Source organism: Sphaerisporangium sp. B11E5 (assembly GCF_039871875.1).
Lineage (GTDB): Bacteria > Actinomycetota > Actinomycetes > Streptosporangiales > Streptosporangiaceae > Sphaerisporangium.
Genome location: NZ_JBDPMD010000075.1, coordinates 1 through 19,472, shown reverse-complemented (window position 1 = coordinate 19,472; position 19,472 = coordinate 1). Strand labels below are relative to the sequence as shown.

General features: G+C 71.5%; 20 protein-coding genes. 10 read left to right on the top strand and 10 right to left on the bottom strand.

All coding sequences use genetic code 11. The annotated features are described in order from the left end of the window. Positions 1 to 30: 30 nt before the first annotated feature. From ABGB17_RS37035 to ABGB17_RS37020, 4 genes are all read right to left on the bottom strand, one after another. The gene (locus ABGB17_RS37035) at positions 31 to 1,212 is read right to left on the bottom strand and encodes an MFS transporter (protein ID WP_347638709.1); all 1,182 of its coding nucleotides are present in this window, start codon (positions 1,210 to 1,212) and stop codon (positions 31 to 33) included. 181 nt (positions 1,213 to 1,393) lie between these two features. Continuing rightward, positions 1,394 to 2,107 (bottom strand): SDR family oxidoreductase, encoded by a 714-nt coding sequence (locus ABGB17_RS37030; RefSeq protein WP_347638707.1) that lies wholly within the window; start codon positions 2,105 to 2,107, stop codon positions 1,394 to 1,396. Between the two features lie 81 nt (positions 2,108 to 2,188). Further along, positions 2,189 to 2,992: an ABC transporter permease gene (locus ABGB17_RS37025; protein WP_347638705.1), complete on the bottom strand. Its 804-nt coding sequence runs from the start codon at positions 2,990 to 2,992 to the stop codon at positions 2,189 to 2,191. Then, positions 2,989 to 3,945: an ABC transporter ATP-binding protein gene (locus ABGB17_RS37020; protein ID WP_347638703.1), complete on the bottom strand. Its 957-nt coding sequence runs from the start codon at positions 3,943 to 3,945 to the stop codon at positions 2,989 to 2,991. Before ABGB17_RS37020 ends, ABGB17_RS37025 begins: the two co-directional genes overlap by 4 nt. Before the next feature lie 86 nt (positions 3,946 to 4,031). Between ABGB17_RS37020 and ABGB17_RS37015 the strand changes: the two genes are divergently transcribed. Next, entirely contained in the window at positions 4,032 to 4,712 is a 681-nt protein-coding gene (locus ABGB17_RS37015; RefSeq protein ID WP_347638701.1) for a DUF1707 domain-containing protein, read from the top strand. Between the two features lie 63 nt (positions 4,713 to 4,775). Here the strand turns inward: ABGB17_RS37015 and glpX are convergent, their stop codons facing one another. Continuing rightward, positions 4,776 to 5,810, bottom strand: a complete 1,035-nt coding sequence (gene glpX / locus ABGB17_RS37010; RefSeq protein ID WP_347638699.1) for a class II fructose-bisphosphatase — start codon at positions 5,808 to 5,810, stop codon at positions 4,776 to 4,778. A 132-nt stretch (positions 5,811 to 5,942) separates the two neighbouring features. Here glpX and ABGB17_RS37005 point away from each other — a divergent pair, with 132 nt between their 5' ends. The 4 genes from ABGB17_RS37005 (at position 5,943) to katG (ending at position 9,977) form a co-directional block, all read left to right on the top strand. Next, complete coding sequence (locus ABGB17_RS37005; protein ID WP_347638697.1) at positions 5,943 to 6,539, top strand: TetR/AcrR family transcriptional regulator; 597 nt, start codon at positions 5,943 to 5,945, stop codon at positions 6,537 to 6,539. Positions 6,540 to 6,615: 76 nt separating this feature from the next. Then, positions 6,616 to 7,140, top strand: coding sequence for a DUF4245 domain-containing protein (locus tag ABGB17_RS37000; RefSeq protein WP_347638695.1), 525 nt, complete (start codon positions 6,616 to 6,618; stop codon positions 7,138 to 7,140). A 133-nt stretch (positions 7,141 to 7,273) separates the two neighbouring features. Continuing rightward, positions 7,274 to 7,711, top strand: coding sequence for a Fur family transcriptional regulator (locus ABGB17_RS36995; protein WP_347638693.1), 438 nt, complete (start codon positions 7,274 to 7,276; stop codon positions 7,709 to 7,711). A gap of 34 nt (positions 7,712 to 7,745) precedes the next feature. Further along, positions 7,746 to 9,977, top strand: coding sequence for a catalase/peroxidase HPI (katG, locus tag ABGB17_RS36990; RefSeq protein WP_347638691.1), 2,232 nt, complete (start codon positions 7,746 to 7,748; stop codon positions 9,975 to 9,977). A gap of 56 nt (positions 9,978 to 10,033) precedes the next feature. Here katG and ABGB17_RS36985 read toward each other — a convergent pair whose 3' ends face one another. From ABGB17_RS36985 to ABGB17_RS36975, 3 genes are all read right to left on the bottom strand, one after another. Continuing rightward, complete coding sequence (locus tag ABGB17_RS36985; RefSeq protein WP_347638689.1) at positions 10,034 to 10,270, bottom strand: exodeoxyribonuclease VII small subunit; 237 nt, start codon at positions 10,268 to 10,270, stop codon at positions 10,034 to 10,036. Positions 10,271 to 10,280: 10 nt separating this feature from the next. Next, positions 10,281 to 11,495, bottom strand: a complete 1,215-nt coding sequence (gene xseA / locus ABGB17_RS36980; RefSeq protein WP_347638687.1) for an exodeoxyribonuclease VII large subunit — start codon at positions 11,493 to 11,495, stop codon at positions 10,281 to 10,283. 86 nt (positions 11,496 to 11,581) lie between these two features. Beyond that, positions 11,582 to 12,373 carry a hypothetical protein gene (locus ABGB17_RS36975; protein ID WP_347638685.1) on the bottom strand — a complete coding sequence of 264 codons (792 nt, stop codon included), beginning with the start codon at positions 12,371 to 12,373 and terminating at the stop codon, positions 11,582 to 11,584. A 223-nt stretch (positions 12,374 to 12,596) separates the two neighbouring features. On the opposite strand from ABGB17_RS36975, the gene ABGB17_RS36970 reads away from it, so the two are divergent. Continuing rightward, positions 12,597 to 13,565, top strand: a complete 969-nt coding sequence (locus ABGB17_RS36970; RefSeq protein WP_347638683.1) for a 4-hydroxy-3-methylbut-2-enyl diphosphate reductase — start codon at positions 12,597 to 12,599, stop codon at positions 13,563 to 13,565. Here ABGB17_RS36970 and ABGB17_RS36965 read toward each other — a convergent pair. Beyond that, entirely contained in the window at positions 13,562 to 14,110 is a 549-nt protein-coding gene (locus ABGB17_RS36965) for a DUF6542 domain-containing protein (protein ID WP_347638681.1), read from the bottom strand. The genes ABGB17_RS36970 and ABGB17_RS36965 overlap by 4 nt on opposite strands. Before the next feature lie 42 nt (positions 14,111 to 14,152). Beyond that, positions 14,153 to 15,637 (bottom strand): DNA recombination protein RmuC, encoded by a 1,485-nt coding sequence (locus tag ABGB17_RS36960; RefSeq protein ID WP_347638679.1) that lies wholly within the window; start codon positions 15,635 to 15,637, stop codon positions 14,153 to 14,155. Positions 15,638 to 15,711: 74 nt separating this feature from the next. Between ABGB17_RS36960 and ychF the strand changes: the two genes are divergently transcribed. From ychF to ABGB17_RS36940, 4 genes are all read left to right on the top strand, one after another. Then, complete coding sequence (gene ychF / locus ABGB17_RS36955; RefSeq protein ID WP_347638677.1) at positions 15,712 to 16,788, top strand: redox-regulated ATPase YchF; 1,077 nt, start codon at positions 15,712 to 15,714, stop codon at positions 16,786 to 16,788. A gap of 670 nt (positions 16,789 to 17,458) precedes the next feature. Continuing rightward, the gene (locus tag ABGB17_RS36950; protein WP_347638675.1) at positions 17,459 to 18,382 is read left to right on the top strand and encodes a conjugal transfer protein; all 924 of its coding nucleotides are present in this window, start codon (positions 17,459 to 17,461) and stop codon (positions 18,380 to 18,382) included. Between the two features lie 114 nt (positions 18,383 to 18,496). Next, positions 18,497 to 18,766 (top strand): hypothetical protein, encoded by a 270-nt coding sequence (locus tag ABGB17_RS36945; RefSeq protein ID WP_347638730.1) that lies wholly within the window; start codon positions 18,497 to 18,499, stop codon positions 18,764 to 18,766. A 41-nt stretch (positions 18,767 to 18,807) separates the two neighbouring features. Further along, positions 18,808 to 19,472, top strand: a 665-nt coding sequence (locus ABGB17_RS36940; protein WP_347638673.1) for a TcpE family conjugal transfer membrane protein, incomplete at its 3' end; no start/stop codon positions are given.

Below are 19,472 nucleotides of genomic sequence, written 5' to 3'. Positions count from 1 at the left end.
GAGGAGTGGTGCCCGGCCCGGCGGCTCGCGTCAGATCCTGGCTGGACTGGGGGCGGCGGCCGGCTGGAAGCCGCGCGCGAGGGCCACGATGGCCGCGGCCAGGATCAGGGGGGCGACGAACGCGATCTGGTAGTCCGCGGCCTCCGCGATGCCGCCGACCAGGGCGGCGCCGACGATGAAGCCGACGTAGTTGAACATGTTGACCCGGGCGATGGCCACGCCGGTGCCCGCCGGGTCCAGCCGCCCGGCCGCGGAGAACGACTGTGGGGCCACCACGGACAGCCCCACCCCGGCGACGGCGAACGCGGCGACCGCCGCCGGCTCGTTGGGTGCCGCGACGATGCCGGCGAAGCCGAGCGTGGCGAGCACCCCGCCGATGCGGACGATCATCGCGGGGCCGTACCGGCGGACCGCGAAGTCGCCGCCCACGCGCACCAGGAACGTCGTGGCCTGGTAGGCGCCGAGGGCCAGCGGCACGACGGCGGGGGCCGCGTGCATGATCTTCTCCATGTAGACGGAGCCGAAGTTCGAGATGGACGCGTCCCCGACGTACAGGAACGCCATCGCCAGGCACAGCGGCAGGACGGGCCGCCAGGGGAAACGTACGGCTTTCCTTGTGCCCTCCGCGTGACCGGCCTCCACGTGCTCCTCGGCCGCGCCGAACAGCCCGCCCGCGGCCACCACGCTGATCACCACGCCGGCCGCCATGGCGATCGCGAAGGTGACCCCGAGGCTCAGCCCCATCCCGCCCGCCACCGAGGCCCAGACCGCGCCGCCCACCGCCGCCGCGCTCCACAGCGCGTGGAACCCGGTGAGCACCGCACGGCCGTACCGGCGCTCCACCGCGACCGCCTGCATGTTCATGCCGGCGTCCACCGACCCGAGACCGATCCCGAACAGCACGTTCGCGACCACGAGCATCGGCACACCGGGCGCCAGGCCCGCCAGCACCACCGCGAGGCAGGCCACCGGCTGCGCGGCCCGCAGGACGACCCGGCTGCCGTACCGCTTGGCGACCTCTCCGGCGAGCACGCTGCCCGCGCCCGCGATGACCGGCACGACCAGCAGCAGGATGGAGAGCTCCCCGTCGCTGAGCCGGTGTTCGCGCTGAAGCGTCGCGACCTGCGTGAGCAACGTGGCGAAGGTGAGTCCCTGCACGAAGAACACAGCGAAAGTGGCGAGCCGCGCCCGCCGCTCACGGTCGGTCGGCACCACAGCCTCCGCGCGGAACATGAGCCAGAGTCAAGTTCCGGTCAGGCTATGGCCCCGCAAAGTCCCGGTCAATAGCCCCAGGCAACCGTCACCGCCGCCGGCGGGGCATCCGCGCTCGCGGCCGCTCCGAGCGTGCCCGGCCGGTCGCCGGCGGCGGGACGCGAGGGGCGGGTGAGCCGCCTCAGGCGGCGGTCCGCGGGAAGATCTGCCCGGGGTCCAGGGCGGGCAGCGCCTTCACCTGGACGCTGGTCTCGTCGGCCAGGACCTCGGCCGCGCTCGCCTCGATGCCGTCGATCGCCTTGCCGGCGACCTCGGCCACCGGGTTCTTCGGCACGTCCAGGCCGCGGATCATGTCGGTGTCGGTGAAGCCGACGTGCAGGCTGGACAGCTCCACGCCCCGGGCGGGGAGGGTGTCGCGCAGGCCGTTGGTCGCCATCAGCAGCGCGGCCTTGGTGGCGGCGTACGCCGTGAACCGGCCGTAGCCGGGGGCCACGGCGAGGCCGAGGGCGGAGTTGACGTTCTGGATGTGCCCTCCGCCGTTGCCCTCGATGATCGGGGCGAACGCCTGGATCATCCGCAGCGCGCCGAAGTAGTTGACCTCGAACTCCTGCCGGGCCCGGTCGAGGTCGTCGGTCAGGATGTCCAGCCCGAGGCTGATCCCCGCGTTGTTGATCAGGACCTGGACGTCCCCGGCCTGCTCGGCCGCCGCCGCGACCGACGCCGGGTCGGTGACGTCCAGCCGCAGTGGCACGGCCCCCGGCGTGGTGACGGTCCCGGGGTCGCGCGCCCCGGCGTACACCTTCCTGGCGCCCCGTGCGAGCGCCTCCTCCACCAGGGCCTTGCCGATGCCGCGGTTGCCGCCGGTCACGAGCACGACGGCGTCTTGGATCTTCATGGGACGACTCCACAGTTGGAAACAGATCGGTTTACCTGTCGTACGGTACACCGATCTGTTTCCTGCGTCGAAACGGGCCCCTCAGTCGATCATGCGGGCCCGCATCTTCCACACCGCGAGCCCCCACATCAGCGCGCCGAAGCCCAGCAGGAACCCGACATGCCCGAGGTCGGCCGGCCCCAGCCGTCCGAAGACGGCGCTGCGCACCAGCTCCACGCAGTGGTACAGCGGGTTCAGGCGTGCGATGCCCGCCGCCCACGGCGGCAGCTCGTCGATCGGGAAGAACGTGCCCGCCACCAGCAACATCGGCGCGAGGACGCCGCTGATCACGTAGTCGAAGGTGTTGATGGACGGCACGATCGCCGACATCCAGATGCCGAACAACGCGAACGCCAGCCCCGTCAGGAACCCGATGAACGGCACCAGCAGCATGCCCGGGCTCGGGTCAAGGCCGAACGCCATGCCCACCAGCACCGGCGCGCAGCCGTACAGCCCCGCCTTGGCCGCCAGCCACGACGCCTCGGCGGTCACCAGCTCGTGCACGTCCACCGGCGCCGCCAGCACGGCGTCATAAGTGTGCTGGTAGGTGCGCCTGATGAAACTGCCGAACATCGCGCCGAACGCGCTGATGAACAACACCGACGTGGCCACCACACCGGTCGCCACGAAGTCGCGGTAGTTGTAGCCGTACGCCGCCCCGACCACCGACCCGAAGCCGAACCCGAACGCCAGCAGCCAGATGGTCGGCTCCACCAGCGCCGCGAACGACGTGGACGCCCAGTAGCGCTTGTACAGCGCCGTCTCCCGGCTCCACACCCCCCGCACCGGCGCCCACTCGAACCACCGCGGCGCGGCCACCTGCCCGCTTCCCGGCTGCGAACTCATTCCACACTCTCCCCGGTGAGGATCACGAACACGTCCTCCAGGCTGGAGGGCCGCCTGATGGTGGGGGCGCCGAGCTTCTCGCGCAGCGACTCGGGCTGCCGTTCGGCGGCGAGCAGCGCGATGGACGGCCCCGTGCGGCGGGTCCTGATGCCGGCGGCCGCCGCCAGCTCGGCGATCTCGGCGAGCCGCTCCGGCGAGCCGTGGTGCTCGTCCACGTGCCCACCCGCGTGCTCGGCGATCAGCGCCCCCGGGGCGCCCCTGGCCACCACCTTGCCGTGCGACATCAGCGCGCACTCGTCGGCGAGCCGCTCGGCCTCCTCGATGTAGTGGGTGGACATCAGCGTGGTCACCCCCTCGGCCCGCAGCGCCGCCACCAGCGACCACAACTCCTGCCGCACCTGGGGGTCCAGCCCGACCGTGGGCTCGTCGAGCAGCACCAGACGCGGCCGGTGCACCAGGCCCCGGGCGATGAGCAGGCGGCGCCGCATGCCGCCGGACAGGTCGTCGGCCTTGGTGTCGGCCCGGTCCACGAGCTGCGCCACCTGGAGCGCCCGGCTCACCGCCGCCGCGCGGTCGGCCTTGGGCACGCGGTACAGGTGGGCGAACACCTCGAGGTTCTGCCGCGCGGTCAGCTCCTCGTCGATGTTGTCCTGCTGGGGGACCACACCCATGAGGGCGCGGGCCTTCTTGGACTCGCGGGGCAGGCGGTGACCGAGCACGGAGATCTCCCCCTCGTCCGCCCGTGACTGGGCGGTGAGCAGGCGCATCGTGGTGCTCTTGCCCGCGCCGTTCGGGCCGAGCAGGCCGAGGCAGATGCCGTACGGCACCTCCAGGTCGAGGCCGTCGACGGCGGTCACGTCGCCGTAGCGCTTGACCGCGCCACGGATGGAGATCGCGCTCTCGGAGCGCGCGGGCGTGGCGGTGTCGATGGACCGCGGGCTCACGGTGGGCATGCGGTCACCATAAGAAACGGCACCGGCATTGATCCAACGAGTTTCCGTCCGGCCCGGTACCCCCTACGGCGGGTTAGTGTCGAGGTGTGGCGACACGGAACGACCGGTGGGCCGAGCGCTGGAACCAGCACGGCGCCCCCGCATTGCGGCAGCTCCTCACCGGGGTCCTCGGCGGGGAGCAGCGCACTCACGGGCCGGGCCCGGGGCAGCTCCGGGCCTCCGACGAGGACCGTGAGCGGGTGATCGACGTGCTGCGCGACGCCGTGGCCGACGGCAGGATCACCCAGGTCGAGCACGAGGAGCGCGTGGAGGGCGTCTACGCGGCCCGCACCCTCGGCGAGTTGCTCACGTTCACCGCCGACCTGCTCCCCGAGGACCGGCAGCCCCTGCGCGCCGACGGCCGTCCCGTGACGGCCCTGTTCCGCTCCGAGCAGCGCCAGGGACGCTGGGTCGTCCCCACCCACTACCCGGTCACCGCCGTCGGCACCGGGGTCACCCTGGACCTGCGCGAGGCCCTGCTGCAGAGCAGCCACATCACCGTGCAGGCCACCGTCATGGGCGCCACGCTGACGCTGATCGTGCCGGAGGGCGTCCGCGTCGTCATGCCCGCCTCGGCGGTCCTGGGCGGCAAGAAGAACCAGGTCCCCGAGTCGGCGCCCCCCGGCGCGCCCGTCATCGAGATCACCGGTGTGATCATGATGGGCAACGTCGTCGCCAAGTGCCCGAAGCCCCCCAAGCGGGGCAGGCTCCGGCGCGGCCGGCCGTAGGCCCATTTTCCGCACATCGCCCCCACGACCTGAACAGCTTTCGGGCTCGTGCGGAAAACAGGCCTAGGTGGCCGTGTCGAAGTTGATGGCGCTGTAGGCGCCGAGCTTCCAGAGCTGGTGCTCGCTCTCGACCTTGCGCACGGTGCCGGAACGGGCCCGCATCACCAGGGAGTGGGTGACGGCCGCGCCGGCGCGGTAGCGGACGCCGTACATCAGCTCGCCGTCGGTGATGCCGGAGGCGGCGAAGAACACGTCCTCGGACTTGACCAGGTCGTCGGTGGCCAGCACCCGGTCGAGGTCGTGCCCGGCGTCCAGGGCGCGGCGGCGCTCGGCGTCGTCCCGGGGCCACAGCTTGCCCTGGATCACGCCGCCCAGGCACTTGAGCGCGCACGCGGCGATGATGCCCTCGGGGGTGCCGCCGACGCCCAGCATGAGGTCGACGCCGGTGTCCCGGCGGGCCGCCATGATCGCGCCGGCCACGTCGCCGTCGGTGATGAACTTGATGCGGGCGCCGGTCTCGCGGATCTCCTTGACCAGCCGCTCGTGGCGCGGGCGGTCCAGCACGACGACCGTGACGTCCGAGGGCCGGGCGCCCTTGGCGCGGGCGACCGCCGCGATGTTGGCGGCCACCGGGGCCTCGATGTCCACGACGTCCGCGGCCTCGGGGCCGGTCACCAGCTTGTCCATGTAGAAGACGGCGGAGGGGTCGTACATCGCCCCGCGGGGGCTCACCGCGATCACCGAGATGGCGTTCGGCATGCCGAGGGCCGTCAGGCGGGTGCCGTCGATCGGGTCCACGGCCACGTCGCAGTCGGCGCCGGTGCCGTCGCCGACGCGCTCGCCGTTGTACAGCATGGGGGCGTTGTCCTTCTCGCCCTCGCCGATCACGACCACGCCGTCCATGGACACCGTGTTGATCAGTTGGCGCATGGCGTTCACCGCCGCGCCGTCGGCGCCGTTCTTGTCGCCCCGGCCCACCCACCGGGCCGCGGCCATGGCGGCCGCCTCGGTGACCCGGACGAGTTCCAACGCCAGGTTGCGGTCGGGTGCGTGCTTACCGGCGGCCAGCACCGGCGGTACCGACGTCTCTTCCGACATAGTGCCAAGCTCCTTACATATCCCGCCGAAGTACCTCGGGACGGCGGCCATAGCCCCCGGTTTCCTGTCCGGCCGACTACATCGATCGTAGTTGTCCCACCTCGGCGCCCTCCGAGGGCTACTGTCACCACCATGAGCAGCGACACGGAACGATCGGTGACAGTGCGCACCTCCGAACGCGGCGCCGCCACCCGAGGGGCACTTCTGGACGCCGCCCGAGAGATCTTCGTCACCCGCGGCTTCGCCGAAGCCGGAGTCACCGACGTCGTCTCCCGCGCCAACGCCAGCGTCGGCAGCCTCTACCACCACTTCTCCGGCAAGGCCGACCTCTACCTGACGCTCTTCGAAGAGTTCCAGACCCGCCAGACGCAACGCACCAAAGAAGCCGTACACACCGCCAGATCAGGCGGCGAGACCGACCCCATGCGCCTGTTCATCGCCGGCGCACGCGCCTATCTGGACGGCTGCTTCGCCGAACGAGAACTGGCCGCCCTCTTCCTGAGAGGCGACGGCCCCCCCGGCTTCGAGGTCATGATGCGCGACCGGATGCGCCACTGGGCCCGCCGCAACGCCGCACTGTTCGACCAGGACAGCGGCGCCCTGGTCCTGGTGGTGACCGGCGCCCTGGCCGCCACCGTCGCCGAAGTAGCCCTCTCGGAAGACGTCTCCCGCACCCGGAAACTGGCCGAAGAGGCCCTGAGCATAATCGCCCACCTCGAACACCCCTGACCCCCGCCCGGTGGCGGCGAGAGCCACCGCCGCCCGAGATCGGCACCGCCTCCACCCGGCGGTATCCTCCCTGGTTGTGCGCAGATTCAGCGAGGGATTCCTGGGCTATGCGTTCGCCGTGCTCTTCTGCCTGGCGATCGTCGGCGTCTTCCTGCTGATCACCCCGCAGAGCCGTACCGAGCACATCCCGAGGGTCGACTACTCCATGACCCTCGCCCAGCTCCGCCGCACCGCCCCGTACGAGGTGCGCGTCCCCGACCCGGTGCCGTCCAATTGGGTCCCGAACAGCTCCAACCTCGACCCGGGCGGCTACACCACCTGGCGCCTCGGCTTCGCCACCGCCCGCCGTTCCCACGCCCTCCTGGCCCAGAGCAACGAGCCCGCCGGCGCCTTCGCCTCCCGCATGGCCAACAGCGACAAGGTGACCGGTGCCCGCCAGATCAACGGCGTCACCTGGCAGGAACGCGTCCGCCCGGACAAGAACCAGCGCACCCTGGTCACCATCCAGCCGGGGGTCACCATCGTGGTGACCGGCCAGGCCGACTGGGCCGAACTGACCACCCTCGCCGCCAGCCTGAAGCCTCAGCCCAGCTCCCGTTGACGGACGTGGTGCGCCGGGGCCGGTACGCCTCTTCCGCATGCCTCGACCTGGGTGGAATCCGCCCCCCTCGCCAGCTAAACTTGGACTGTTAGCTATCTTGAATCATTCACGTTTATGGCGATAGGTTCTGCGCATGACCGCATCCCGGACTCCGACCACCGCGGCTGAGTTGCGCGGTGCCGGCCTGCGGGTGACGGCCGCCCGCGTGGCGTTGCTTGAGACCGTGCGTGAGGGGGATCACCTTGACGTCGAGGCGATCGCCTCTGGGGTGCGGGATCGGGTTGGGCATGTCTCTCTTCAAGCCGTGTACGAGGCTCTCCACGCGCTTACGGCGGTGGGGCTCGTCCGGCGGATCGAGCCGGCGGGGAGCGCGGCGCGGTTCGAGGGACGTGTGGGGGACAACCATCATCACGTCGTGTGCCGGTCGTGTGGCGTGGTCGCCGATGTCGACTGTGCGGTCGGCGAGGCGCCCTGTCTGACCTCTTCCGACGACCGCGGGTTCTCGATCGACGAGGCCGAGGTCATCTACTGGGGCTTGTGCCCTGACTGTTCCACCGCCCGCAGTTCATGAGCACCGTGATCCGACCTAGTCCAGAAAGATTTCCATGTCTGAAAACCATGACGCAATAGTTACCGATGCCAAGACGGAGGGCGAGGGTGGCTGCCCGGTCGCGCACGGGCGTGCCGCGCACCCCACCCAGGGGGGCGGGAACCGCCAGTGGTGGCCGGAGCGGCTGAACCTGCGGGTCCTCGCCAAGAACCCCGCCGTGGCCAACCCCCTCGGTGAGGACTTCGACTACGCCGCGGCGTTCACGTCGCTCGACCTCGCTGCCGTGAAGCGGGACATCGCCGAGGTGCTGACCACCTCGCAGGACTGGTGGCCGGCCGACTACGGTCACTACGGGCCTTTCATGATCCGCATGGCGTGGCACAGCGCGGGCACCTACCGCATCAGTGACGGCCGCGGCGGCGCCGGCGCCGGGCAGCAGCGTTTCGCCCCGCTCAACAGCTGGCCGGACAACGGCAACCTCGACAAGGCCCGCCGCCTGCTGTGGCCGGTCAAGAAGAAGTACGGCCAGGCGATCTCGTGGGCCGACCTCATGATCCTCGCCGGCAACGTCGCCCTGGAGTCCATGGGCTTCCAGACCTTCGGCTTCGCCGGCGGCCGTGAGGACGTCTGGGAGGCCGAGGAGGACGTCTACTGGGGCCCCGAGTCCACCTGGCTCGACGACCAGCGCTACACCGGTGACCGCGAGCTGGAGAACCCCCTCGCCGCGGTGCAGATGGGCCTCATCTACGTCAACCCGGAGGGCCCGAACGGCAACCCGGACCCGCTGGCCGCGGCCCGCGACATCCGTGAGACGTTCCGCCGGATGGCGATGAACGACGAGGAGACCGCGGCCCTCATCGCGGGCGGCCACACCTTCGGCAAGACCCACGGCGCGGGCCCGGCCGACCATGTCGGCCCCGACCCCGAGGCCGCCTCGATCGAGGACCAGGGCTTCGGCTGGAAGAACTCCTTCGGCACCGGCAAGGGCGCCGACGCGATCACCAGCGGCCTCGAGGGCGCGTGGACCAACACCCCGATCACGTGGGACAACAGCTTCCTGGAGATCCTGTACGGCTACGAGTGGGAGCTGAGCAAGAGCCCCGCGGGCGCCCACCAGTGGAAGCCGAAGGACGGCGCCGGCGCGGGCACCGTCCCCGACGCCCACGACCCGTCGAAGAGCCACGCCCCGACCATGCTGACGACCGACCTCGCGCTCCGCGTGGACCCGATCTACGAGCAGATCACGCGTCGCTGGCTCGCCAACCCCGCCGAGTTCGCGGACGCGTTCGCGCGGGCGTGGTACAAGCTGACCCACCGCGACATGGGCCCGGTCGTGCGTTACCTCGGCCCGGAGGTCCCCTCCGAGGTGCTGCTGTGGCAGGACCCCCTGCCCTCCGTGACGCACGCGCTCGTCGACGCAGCGGACATCGCCTCCCTCAAGGAGCAGATCCTCGGTTCCGGCCTGTCGGTGTCCCAGCTCGTGTCCACCGCGTGGGCGTCGGCCTCGTCCTTCCGCGGCAGCGACAAGCGCGGTGGCGCCAACGGTGCCCGCATCCGCCTGGAGCCGCAGCGCGGCTGGGAGGTCAACGACCCCGACCAGCTCGCCACGGTGCTGCGCACCCTTGAGGGCGTGCAGCAGGCCTTCAACGCCGCCCAGACCGGCGGCAAGCAGGTCTCCCTCGCCGACGTGATCGTGCTCGCCGGCGGCGTCGGCGTCGAGCAGGCGGCCAAGAAGGCCGGCTTCGACGTCGAGGTCCCCTTCACCCCGGGCCGCGTGGACGCCTCGCAGGAGGAGACCGACGTCGAGTCGTTCGCCGCCCTGGAGCCCGTCGCCGACGGCTTCCGCAACTACCTCGGCAAGGGCAACCGCCTCCCCGCCGAGTACCTGCTGCTCGACCGGGCGAACCTGCTCACCCTGAGCGCCCCCGAGATGACGGTCCTCGTCGGCGGCCTCCGCGTCCTCGGCGCGAACCACGAGCAGTCCCAGCTCGGCGTCCTCACCACCACCCCGGGCACCCTCACGAACGACTTCTTCGTCAACCTGCTCGACATGGGCACGCGGTGGACGGCGACCTCCGGCGACGCGACCGCCTTCGAGGGCCGCGACACCGCCACCGGCGAGGTCAAGTGGACCGGCACCCGCGCCGACCTCGTCTTCGGCTCCAACTCCGAGCTCCGTGCCCTCGCCGAGGTCTACGCGAGCGACGACGCGAAGCAGAAGTTCGTCACCGACTTCGTCAAGGCCTGGGTCAAGGTCATGAACCTCGACCGCTTCGACCTGGTCTGACACGTCACCGATCACGACCTACGGGCCGGTCCCCACGGGGGCCGGCCCGTACGGCGTCAGAAGGGGGTGTCCTCGGAGGAGCCGTCAGCCGTTTCCTCGCGGCGGGCCATGGCGGCGGCGAGCTTCACGCGGGCGCCCTGGAGCCATTCTTCGCACAGGGCGGCGAGGCGTTCGCCGCGTTCCCACAGCTCTATGGACTGTTCCAGGGTCAGGCCGCCTGCTTCCAGGCGGCGGACCACATCGGTCAGTTCCTCGCGGGCGCGTTCGTAGGACGGGGTCTCTGCGTCGGGCACCTGAACAACCTTAGGGGGTGCGGTCGGCGGTGGCGGTGACGGTCAGGCGGGCGTCGGGGAAGCGGAGGGTCAACGGGTCGCCTTCGGCCACGTCGGCGGCCTGGCGGACCACCTCGCCGGTGGGGCGTTGGACTATGGCGTAGCCGCGGCGCAGGGTGGCGGCGGGGGACAGGGCGTCCAGGCGGGCCTTGAGGTGGGTCAGGGAGTCTTCCGCGCGGTCCAGGGAAGACGCCAGGCAGCGGCGGGAACGGTCTCTGAGGGCGTCCATCTGCTCGGCTCGGCGTTCTATCTCGCGGACGGGGTCGGAGAGGGCGGGGCGGGAGCGGACGGCGGTGAGCCAGGACTGCTCGCGGTCCAGCCACCCCGTCACCACGCGGCGGCCGCGGTCGCGGAGCTGGCTTATCAGGGCGAGTTGTTCGCCTACGTCGGGCACGACCTTCTTGGCGGCGTCGGTGGGGGTGGAGGCGCGGACGTCGGCCGCGAGGTCGATCAGGGGGTTGTCCTGTTCGTGGCCGATGGCGCTGACGACGGGGGTGAGGCAGGCGGAGACGGCGCGGACCAGGGACTCGTCGGAGAAGGGCAGGAGGTCCTCCAGGGAGCCGCCGCCGCGGGCGATGACGATGACGTCCACCTCGCGGTCGGCGTCCAGTTTGCGCAGGGCCTCGCTGACCTCGGCCACGGCGTAGGGACCCTGGACGGCGACCTGTTCCACGGTGAAGCGGACGGCGGGCCAGCGGCGGCGTGCGTTCTCCAGGACGTCGCGTTCCGCGGCGGAGTCGCGGCCGCAGATGAGGCCGACGACATGGGGGAGGAACGGGAGCCTGCGCTTGCGGTCGGCGTTGGCCAGGCCCTCGGCGACGATGATCTGGCGCAGGCGTTCCAGGCGGGCCAGGAGCTCGCCGACGCCGACCGGGCGGATCTCGAGGGCGGTGAAGGCGAACGAACCCCGGTTGACCCAGAAGTCCGGCTTGATGAGCATGACGACGCGGGCGCCGTCCACGGGCCTCGGCACGGTGGACTCGTACACGTTGCGCGGGCAGGTCACCCGGGCGGACACGTTGGCCACGGGGTCGCGCAGCGTGAGGAAGACCGTGCCGCCGCGGGAGGACAGCTCGGTGATCTGGCCCTCGGCCCAGACCACGCCGAGCCGGCTGATCCACTGCGCCACCATCTGGAGCACCGACCGGATCGGCAGCGGCTGTTCCGGAGAGGTCTTCGCCGTCATGCGGGCAGCCTACAAAGCATGGGGGGTGGGGCGGCTGCCGGTGGCGTGCCTCCGGTGCGGCGGGTCGTCCGGCTTCTGTCCGTCCTCTACTCGCCGCTCTCCAGCTTGGCCAGGCGCTTGCCGAACATCTGGACGACCTCGGGGCGCGCCGTGGTGGCCTGCTCGTACTCCAGCAGCTCGCGCACCTGCGCCGCGGACTTGCCGCGCAGCCGGGCCCGCAGCGACGCCACGGTGAGGCCGGAGTACCCGGGCAACGGCTCGGGCAGGGTGGTGGCGGGCTCGGCCGTGGCAGGCGCGGCGGGAGCGGGAGTGGCCGAGGCCGGCGCGGCGGGAGCGGGTGCGGGTGCGGGTGCGGGTGCGGCGGGCTCCGGCGCGACGGTCGCGACGGGCGCGGCCGGTGCGGCCGGTGCGGCCGGTTTGGGAGCCTCGGCGGGTGCGGCGACCTTGACCGGGGCGGCGGGTGCGGTGGTTTCCGCCGCAGTGGCCTCGGTGGGGGGTGTCGCGGGCTTCGCCGTGGTGGCGGACGGCTTGGCCGCCGCGCCGTTCGAGGGCTCGGCGGCGGGGGCCTGGGACGGGCGCGGGGCGAAGATGACGGGCTCGCGGCGGGCGGGCTTGTCCGGTGACTCCTCGGTGGCGGTGGCCCAGGGGGAGGAGCCGCTGTCGCCGGCGGTGCGCTCGTCGGCGTCGCGGTCGATGATCAGGTTGCGCAGCCGGGTGCGGACGCGGTCGCTGAGCATCAGGGCCTGGCCCACGCCGGTGAGCGCCGTCTGGAGCACGTTGAGGGGGAGGTCCTTGGCCTTCTCCTTGAGCTCGCCGGGGTCGGAGACGGTCTGCCGGACGTTCTTGGCTACGGTGCGGACGATGTCGGTCAATGACATGCCGGCTCCTAGGGATTTGCTGTCGGGCGGCGAGTCGTGGACGGACCATGCCGCGTAAGGTCACAGGGGCGGGGACGGTACTGTCCCCCGCACATTCCCCTCAAGCATAGGAAAGCAGATATACCGCGCGGGCCGGGGGAAGCTACGCCCATGACTTGGGATTATCCACCGTACGTCCACAGGTGAGGCAAGGAACGGAATCGCCTGCACGTACGATGGACCCATGATTTCGCAGACCACCGCGACCAAGCGGGTCCTCGTCGCCAAGCCGCGTGGTTACTGCGCGGGCGTCGACCGCGCGGTCCAGGCGGTCGAGAAGGCCCTGGAGCTGTACGGCGCGCCGATCTACGTCCGCAAGCAGATCGTGCACAACACCCACGTGGTCAAGACGCTGGAGGAGCGCGGCGCCGTCTTCGTCGAGGAGACCGAGGAGGTCCCCGAGGGCGCGATCGTCGTCTTCTCCGCGCACGGCGTGGCCCCCGCCGTCCACGAGGAGGCCGCCGCCCGGTCCCTGAAGACCGTCGACGCCACCTGCCCCCTGGTCACCAAGGTCCACAACGAGGCCAGGCGCTTCGCCGCGAACGACTACGACATCCTGCTGATCGGCCACGAGGGCCACGAGGAGGTCGAGGGCACCGCCGGCGAGGCCCCCCGCCACGTCCGCCTCGTGGACGGCCCAGAAAGCGTCGCGTCCGTCCAGGTCCGCGACCCCGAGCGCGTCGTCTGGTTGTCCCAGACCACCCTTTCCGTGGACGAGACCACCGAGACCGTCGCCCGCCTGCGCGACCGTTTCCCCGCCCTCATCGACCCGCCGAGCGACGACATCTGCTACGCCACGCAGAACCGCCAGGTCGCGGTGAAGGAGATCGCCCGCGAGTCGGGCCTCGTCATCGTCGTGGGCTCGGGCAACTCCTCCAACAGCAAGCGCCTGGTCGAGGTCGCCAAGGACGCCGGCGCGGGCGCCTCCTACCTCGTGGACGACGCCTCCCACATCGACGACGCGTGGTTGTCCGGCGTCGACACCGTGGGGGTCACCAGCGGCGCCTCGGTCCCCGAGTCCCTGGTCGACGGCGTGCTCGCCCACCTCGCGGCCCACGGCTACACCGACGTCCACGAGGTCGAGTCCGTCCACGAGAGCGTCCGCTTCGCCCTGCCCCACGAGCTGCGGCGCGACCTGCGCGCGGGCTCCTAGGAGCCGCTCTGCACGCCGGGCCGGTCGTTCTGGTCGCGCGGCGTGCCGTACACACGCGGCTCGAAGTACCCCTCGGGCTCGGGTGCGTACTTCGGCGCGGCCGGGGCCTTCGGGCGCACGGCCGGGCGGGTGGGCGGGTCGGAGCGCAGGTCGGCCTTGAGCGCGGTGATGTTGGCGGGCAGACCGCGGAACCAGGCGATCACGAGCATGACGGCCGAGGTGCCGAACAGCCACGGCGCGGCGGCGCTGAGGTCGGTGAACATGCCGAGCCCGAGAGCCTGGACCATGGACGGCGCGCCGAGCGCGGCCACGACCGCCGAGACCAGCGTGACGAGGAAGAACAGCAGCGGAGGCGTCACGGCGAGGGCGAGCAGGTCCTTCGGCTGCACCAGCAGCACGGCCGCCACGCACACGGCCGCGAAGGTGACGCAGGTGACGGTGATCGACCCCGTCAGCTCCGAGAGCAGCGTGACGACGAACACGAGCGCGACCGCGCCCCGGGCGGTCAGCCTGACCCCTGGTCGCGTGCGCTCCTGAGCTACCACTGTCGTCCCCTCCAGGCCCGGCCCCACCCGGCCAGAACCGCCCTATGACGAGCCTGGCGCAAACTTACCCCCAGGAAGCGGGCCCTGGAACGCCCTTGCCGTCTCTTCACCAGCGTCTTGCGGCCTCTCGCCGGACGCCCCCTTCCGGCCGCCGTCCGACACCCTCTCCTGCTCCCCGATCCGCCCCGCGGACGGCACCGGTTCCCGCGCCCCGTTCTCCCCGGCGTGCGACGCCGCCCCGGGCTCCCCGGGGGCGTCCGGCACGAGCTCCGGCACCGACGGCGGCCGCGGCAGGTCCTCGATCAGGTCGGGCGCGGGAAGCGGCCCGTCCACCACCCCGAGGTCGTTGAGCTTGCGTGCGGACACCAGCACCCGCGTCTCCAGCGACCCCACCGTCTGGTTGTACGCCGCGACCGCCCGCGTGAGGGACCGCCCGAGCGTGTCCATGGTCCGCCCCATCGCCCCCAACCGGTCGTACAGCTCCTTGCCGAGGTCGAAGACGGCACGGGCGTTCTCGCTGAGCGCCGCCTGCTGCCACGCGTACTGCGCCGTGCGCAGCATGCTGATCAGCGTGGTCGGCGTCGCGATGTGGACGCGCCGCGACATGGCGTACTCCAGCAACCCGGGGTCCCGCTCCAGGGCGGGCGCCAGGAACGCCTCCCCGGGGATGAACAGCACCACGAACTCGGGCGACGGCGTGAACGCCTGCCAGTAGACCTTGGACGCCAGACGGTCCACGTGCTCGCGCAGGTGCCGGGCGTGCGCGTCCAGCCGCACCTCCTGCGTGCCGCCCTCCGCGGCCTCGGCGGCCTCCAGGTACGCGGCGAGCGACACCTTGGAGTCCACCACGATGTTCTTCCCCCCGGCCAGCCGCACCACCATGTCGGGACGCACGATCCCGCCCCGGGTGACCGCGCTCGCCTGCTCGTCGAAGTCGCAGAACCGCGACATCCCCGCGATCTCCGCGACCCGCCGCAGTTGCAGCTCCCCCCACCGTCCCCGCGCCTCGGGCCGCCGCAGCGCACGCACCAGCGCCCCGGTCTGCGCCCGGAGCTGCTCGGAGCTCTGCCGGACGAACTCCATCTGCTTGCCGAGCTCGGCGTGCGCCACCTGGTACCCGGTCTCGCTGCGCCGGAGCTGCTCCTGCACCTGCGCCAGCGTGTCGCGCAGCGGCGCCACCAGGTTCTCCACCGCCTGCCGGCGCTGCTCCAGATCGCCCGCCGCGTCCGACCGCGAGGCCGCGAGCCTGCTCTCGGCCAGTTCGAGGAACCGCAGGTTGTTGACGTCGAGCGCCCGGTTGGACAGCGTCTGGAACCGCTGCGTCATCTGCTCCTCGACGTAGGACACCTTCTCCTCGGCGGCCTGCGCGGCGGCCTCGGCGAGTGCGGCCCGGCGTTCGGCCTCGGCGGCCCGCGCGTCGGCGGCGGCGGCGCCCACGGCGGCCCTGGCCCGGCCGAGCGCGAACCCGACGACCAGCCCGGCCACGAGCCCCGCCGCGAGTTGGAAGACGAGTGCCATGGTGTCCATCTGTCGCATGATTCCAGGCCCGCCGTCACCGCGCGGTACGGCGTACAGGCCGGGGGTTACTAAACTCGGCGGACGTGAGCCTGAGCATCGGGATCGTCGGCCTGCCCAACGTCGGCAAGTCCACCCTCTTCAACGCGCTGACCAAGAGCGGCAACGCCCTGGCGGCGAACTACCCGTTCGCCACCATCGACCCCAACGTGGGCGTCGTCGGCGTGCCCGACTCCCGCCTGGACGTCCTCGGCGAGCTGTTCGGCTCGGCCCGCGTCCTGCCGGCCAAGGTCGAGTTCGTGGACATCGCCGGCCTGGTCCGCGGTGCCTCGGAGGGCCAGGGGCGAGGCAACCGCTTCCTCGCCAACATCCGCGAGACCGACGCCATCTGCCAGGTGATCCGGGTCTTCTCCGACCCCGACGTCACCCACGTGGACGGCGAGATCTCGCCGCCGCGCGACATCGAGACGATCAACACCGAGCTGATCCTCGCCGACCTGCAGACCCTGGAGAAGGCCGTCCCGCGCCTCACCAAGGAGGCCAGGACCAACAAGGACGCCAAAGCCACGCTGGAGGCCGCGGAGGCCGCGGGCAAGGCCCTGGACTCCGGCACCACCCTGTACGCCTCCGGCATGGATCTCACGCCGCTGCGGGACCTGCACCTGCTGACCGCCAAGCCGTTCCTGTACGTCTTCAACCTGGACGCCGACGAGCTGACCGACGACGCCCTGCGTGCACGCCTGTCGGCCCTGGTGGCCCCGGCCGAGGCGGTGTTCCTGGACGCCAAGATCGAGTCGGAGCTGGTGGAGCTGCCCGACGACGAGGCCCTGGAGCTGCTGCAGTCGGTCGGTCAGGAGGAGTCGGGCCTCACCCAGCTCGCCCGGGTCGGCTTCGAGACCCTCGGCCTGCAGACCTACCTCACCGCCGGGCCGAAGGAAGCCAGGGCGTGGACCATCCGCAAGGGCGCCACCGCCCCCGAGGCCGCCGGCGTCATCCACACCGATTTCCAGCGCGGTTTCATCAAGGCCGAGGTCGTGTCCTTCGACGACCTGGTGGCCGCGGGTTCGATGACGGCCGCCCGGTCCGCCGGGAAAGCCCGGATCGAGGGCAAGGATTACGTGATGCGGGACGGCGACGTGGTGGAGTTCCGCTTCAACGTTTGAGGCCGGTGTTTCGCCGCGGCTACCAATGCGTGGCCCGCAGGTAATCGAGCACGGCGCGCCTCCCGCGTACCCTCCTTTGTTTGGGTCGTCCTGTGCCGTGCGCGGGACGGGCGGCCGTCCGATGGTTGTCGTGGGCCGGGGCGCCGAGGGGCGCGGCCGGCGGAAGGGAGGCCGGTGCGTGCGGACGGTTCGACGCCTGCCGGCCGAGCCTGAAGCATTCGTCACCACGGGAGTGAATAAGCCCGTGAGCAGCGGTAATGTCGTCTTCCCCCGACGTTGTCCGAATGATTACCCGAGTGGTGCGAGCTTTGTCCCGAATGCGAACTTTGTCGCGGAGGTGAATGGTGGCTCGCCGGCGGACGACCGTTCCATGTCCCGCGTGACTTCCCGTCACAGGGCCCCTACCTGCGAGAAGACCCAGTTGGTCTGTCGTCGCGATGCCTGCGGCATGGGCGTGGCTTTCCTGGAACAATTGGTGGGGCCGCTAAGGTGAATACTTCACCATGGATAACGGGATCGAAGGTAAGACGACACCGCGCCAGCCGGGGGGATCGGCGCGAGCGGAGGCGTGATGGCTCGCAGGTCAGACGTCCAGCACGGTCCGCGGACCGCTGGCGAACCCGAGCATTCGACGTACCCTCCGTCGCCCTACGACCCGGACCCTGATCCCGTGCGGGCTCGGGGACGCAGCGCCCCGCGGCGCGGCTGGTCCGGCGGGGGCGGGCGCTGGCTGGTGTGGGTGGGCCGCGCCGTGTTGTGGGCGGTCATCATCGTGATCGTGGTGAACGGCGTACGCGCGCCCATCGAGCGCTTCGCCCAGGGCGACCAGGCGGGGCAGCCCACCGTCGCGCCGACCGGCACGGAGTTCCCCGAGGCCGAGGCCGCGGCGTTCGCCGGGCAGTTCGCCTCCGCGTACCTCAACTTCGACGGCGCCAAGCCGGACGACCGGGCCGAGCGGCTCCAGCCGTTCCTCCCCGAGGGCGCCGAGCGCCAGTTCGGCTGGAACGGTTTCGGCAAGATGAGCACCGGAGGCATCCAGCTCTCCCACGTCGAGGTGGGCGACGCGCAGAACGCCGTCGTCACCGTGCTCGCCCAGTCCGGCCCCCAGCGCTGGAAGTTGTCGGTCCCGGTCTACTACGCCGACGGCCGGTTCGTCGTCTCCGGCCAGCCGGCCCTGCTGCCCGCGGGAGGCCCCGCCGGGTTGCCCCAGGCCGCCGAGCCCGAGCGCGACGACGTCACGGAAAGTGAGCTGCGTCCCCAGCTTGAGGGCTTCTTCAAGGCCTTCGCCGAGGGCGACGCCACGCAGCTCCAGCGGTTCGTGGTGCAGGGCACCACGCTCGACGGCTTCGGCGGCAAGGTCACCCTGGCCGAGCTGAAGAGCGTCATCGCCCCGCCGGGCGGCACCAGCCGCGAGGTGACCGCCGTGGTCGTGTGGGCCGTCCCGACGGCCGCGACCCCCGCGCCCGAGTCGACGTCCACCGACCCCACCGCCCAGTCGGCGGGCCTGGAGCAGGCCTACCGCCTCTCCATGGAGAAGCAGGGTGACAACTGGTACGTCAAGAGCATCAGCGGCGCGACCAGGTCTGTGGGGTGAGGCCGCCATCGTGAAGGAGGGCGAGGGTGAACCGAGGGGAGCGCCGGGCCGGGCCCTGAGCACGGGGCGGCGCGACCAGGAGCAGGAGGACGAGAGTTGGTTCTGAAAGTAATCGTGGAGAGCGCCTTGGAGCTCGTGACGCCCACGGCACCGGCGGGCGGCGGGGTGAACACCGCGGGTCTGGCGGACTTCCTGCGGAAGTTCTTCGCCCCGCTGTTCCTCGTCGTGGTCTCCGTGGTCGCGATCTTCTTCCTCTTCACCCGTGAGATCACCAGGTTCGTGCAGTTCATCATCCTGGCGATCGCCATCGGAGTGATCTTCTACGTGCCCAACATCATCGAGGTGACGGCCAGGGCGATCGCGGGGGCGCTCGGCATCAAGTGACCGTGACCGCGCGGCCGTGACAGGGAGAGGAGGATCATCGGGTGGACCTGCCTACCTATACGAACATCTGGCGGATCGAGAAGCGGCTGTACAAGCTGTACGACCTCCGGCTGCCGACGCCGCTTCCGATCGTGTGGATCGGCGTGTTCGTGGGTGTGGTCGTTCCGTGGTCGGTTCTGCTCAACCTGATCGGCGTCCCGTTCGACACCCCCTGGCACGTGTTGTACATCGTGCCGCCGGGCGTGGTGACGTGGTTGTCGACCCGCCCGGTGATCGAGAGTAAGCGGCTCAACGAGCTGCTGCAGTCCCAGATCCGCTACCTCGGCGAGCCGCGCACCTGGTGCCGCCTGGCCCCCGTCGAGGAGCCCGTCGAGATCACGCTCACCGCCCGGGTCTGGCGCACCGCCCCGGTACCCGCCCGCGCCGTCGCGACCGCCGGGGCCACCGCCAGGTCGCGGCGCGGCACGCGGGCCAAGCCCAAGCACACGGCGCCGCGCCGCCGCCCGCTGGAGGCCTGGCACGCCGCCCGTGCCATGCCGTCGGTGAAGCCCGCCACACACCGGGAGCCCGCCGCCCCGCTCGTCCCCGGCGAGGTCCGCCCCGCCGTGGCCGCCGCGGCCGCGGCCATCACCGGCACCGCCCCCGCCGAGGCCCCGCCCCGCACCCCCGAACGCCCCCGCGTCACCTGGGGCGGCCTCGTCACCGC

Coding starts and splice junctions, on each gene's coding strand:
- katG (WP_347638691.1), top strand. CDS start 7,746: ATGTCTGAAAACCATGACGCAATAGTTACCGATGCCAAGACGGAGGGC.
- ABGB17_RS36975 (WP_347638685.1), bottom strand. CDS start 12,373: ATGTCATTGACCGACATCGTCCGCACCGTAGCCAAGAACGTCCGGCAG.
- ABGB17_RS36960 (WP_347638679.1), bottom strand. CDS start 15,637: ATGGACACCATGGCACTCGTCTTCCAACTCGCGGCGGGGCTCGTGGCC.
- ABGB17_RS36970 (WP_347638683.1), top strand. CDS start 12,597: ATGATTTCGCAGACCACCGCGACCAAGCGGGTCCTCGTCGCCAAGCCG.
- ABGB17_RS37005 (WP_347638697.1), top strand. CDS start 5,943: ATGAGCAGCGACACGGAACGATCGGTGACAGTGCGCACCTCCGAACGC.
- ABGB17_RS37020 (WP_347638703.1), bottom strand. CDS start 3,945: ATGCCCACCGTGAGCCCGCGGTCCATCGACACCGCCACGCCCGCGCGC.
- ABGB17_RS37030 (WP_347638707.1), bottom strand. CDS start 2,107: ATGAAGATCCAAGACGCCGTCGTGCTCGTGACCGGCGGCAACCGCGGC.
- glpX (WP_347638699.1), bottom strand. CDS start 5,810: ATGTCGGAAGAGACGTCGGTACCGCCGGTGCTGGCCGCCGGTAAGCAC.
- xseA (WP_347638687.1), bottom strand. CDS start 11,495: ATGACGGCGAAGACCTCTCCGGAACAGCCGCTGCCGATCCGGTCGGTG.
- ABGB17_RS36995 (WP_347638693.1), top strand. CDS start 7,274: ATGACCGCATCCCGGACTCCGACCACCGCGGCTGAGTTGCGCGGTGCC.
- ABGB17_RS37025 (WP_347638705.1), bottom strand. CDS start 2,992: ATGAGTTCGCAGCCGGGAAGCGGGCAGGTGGCCGCGCCGCGGTGGTTC.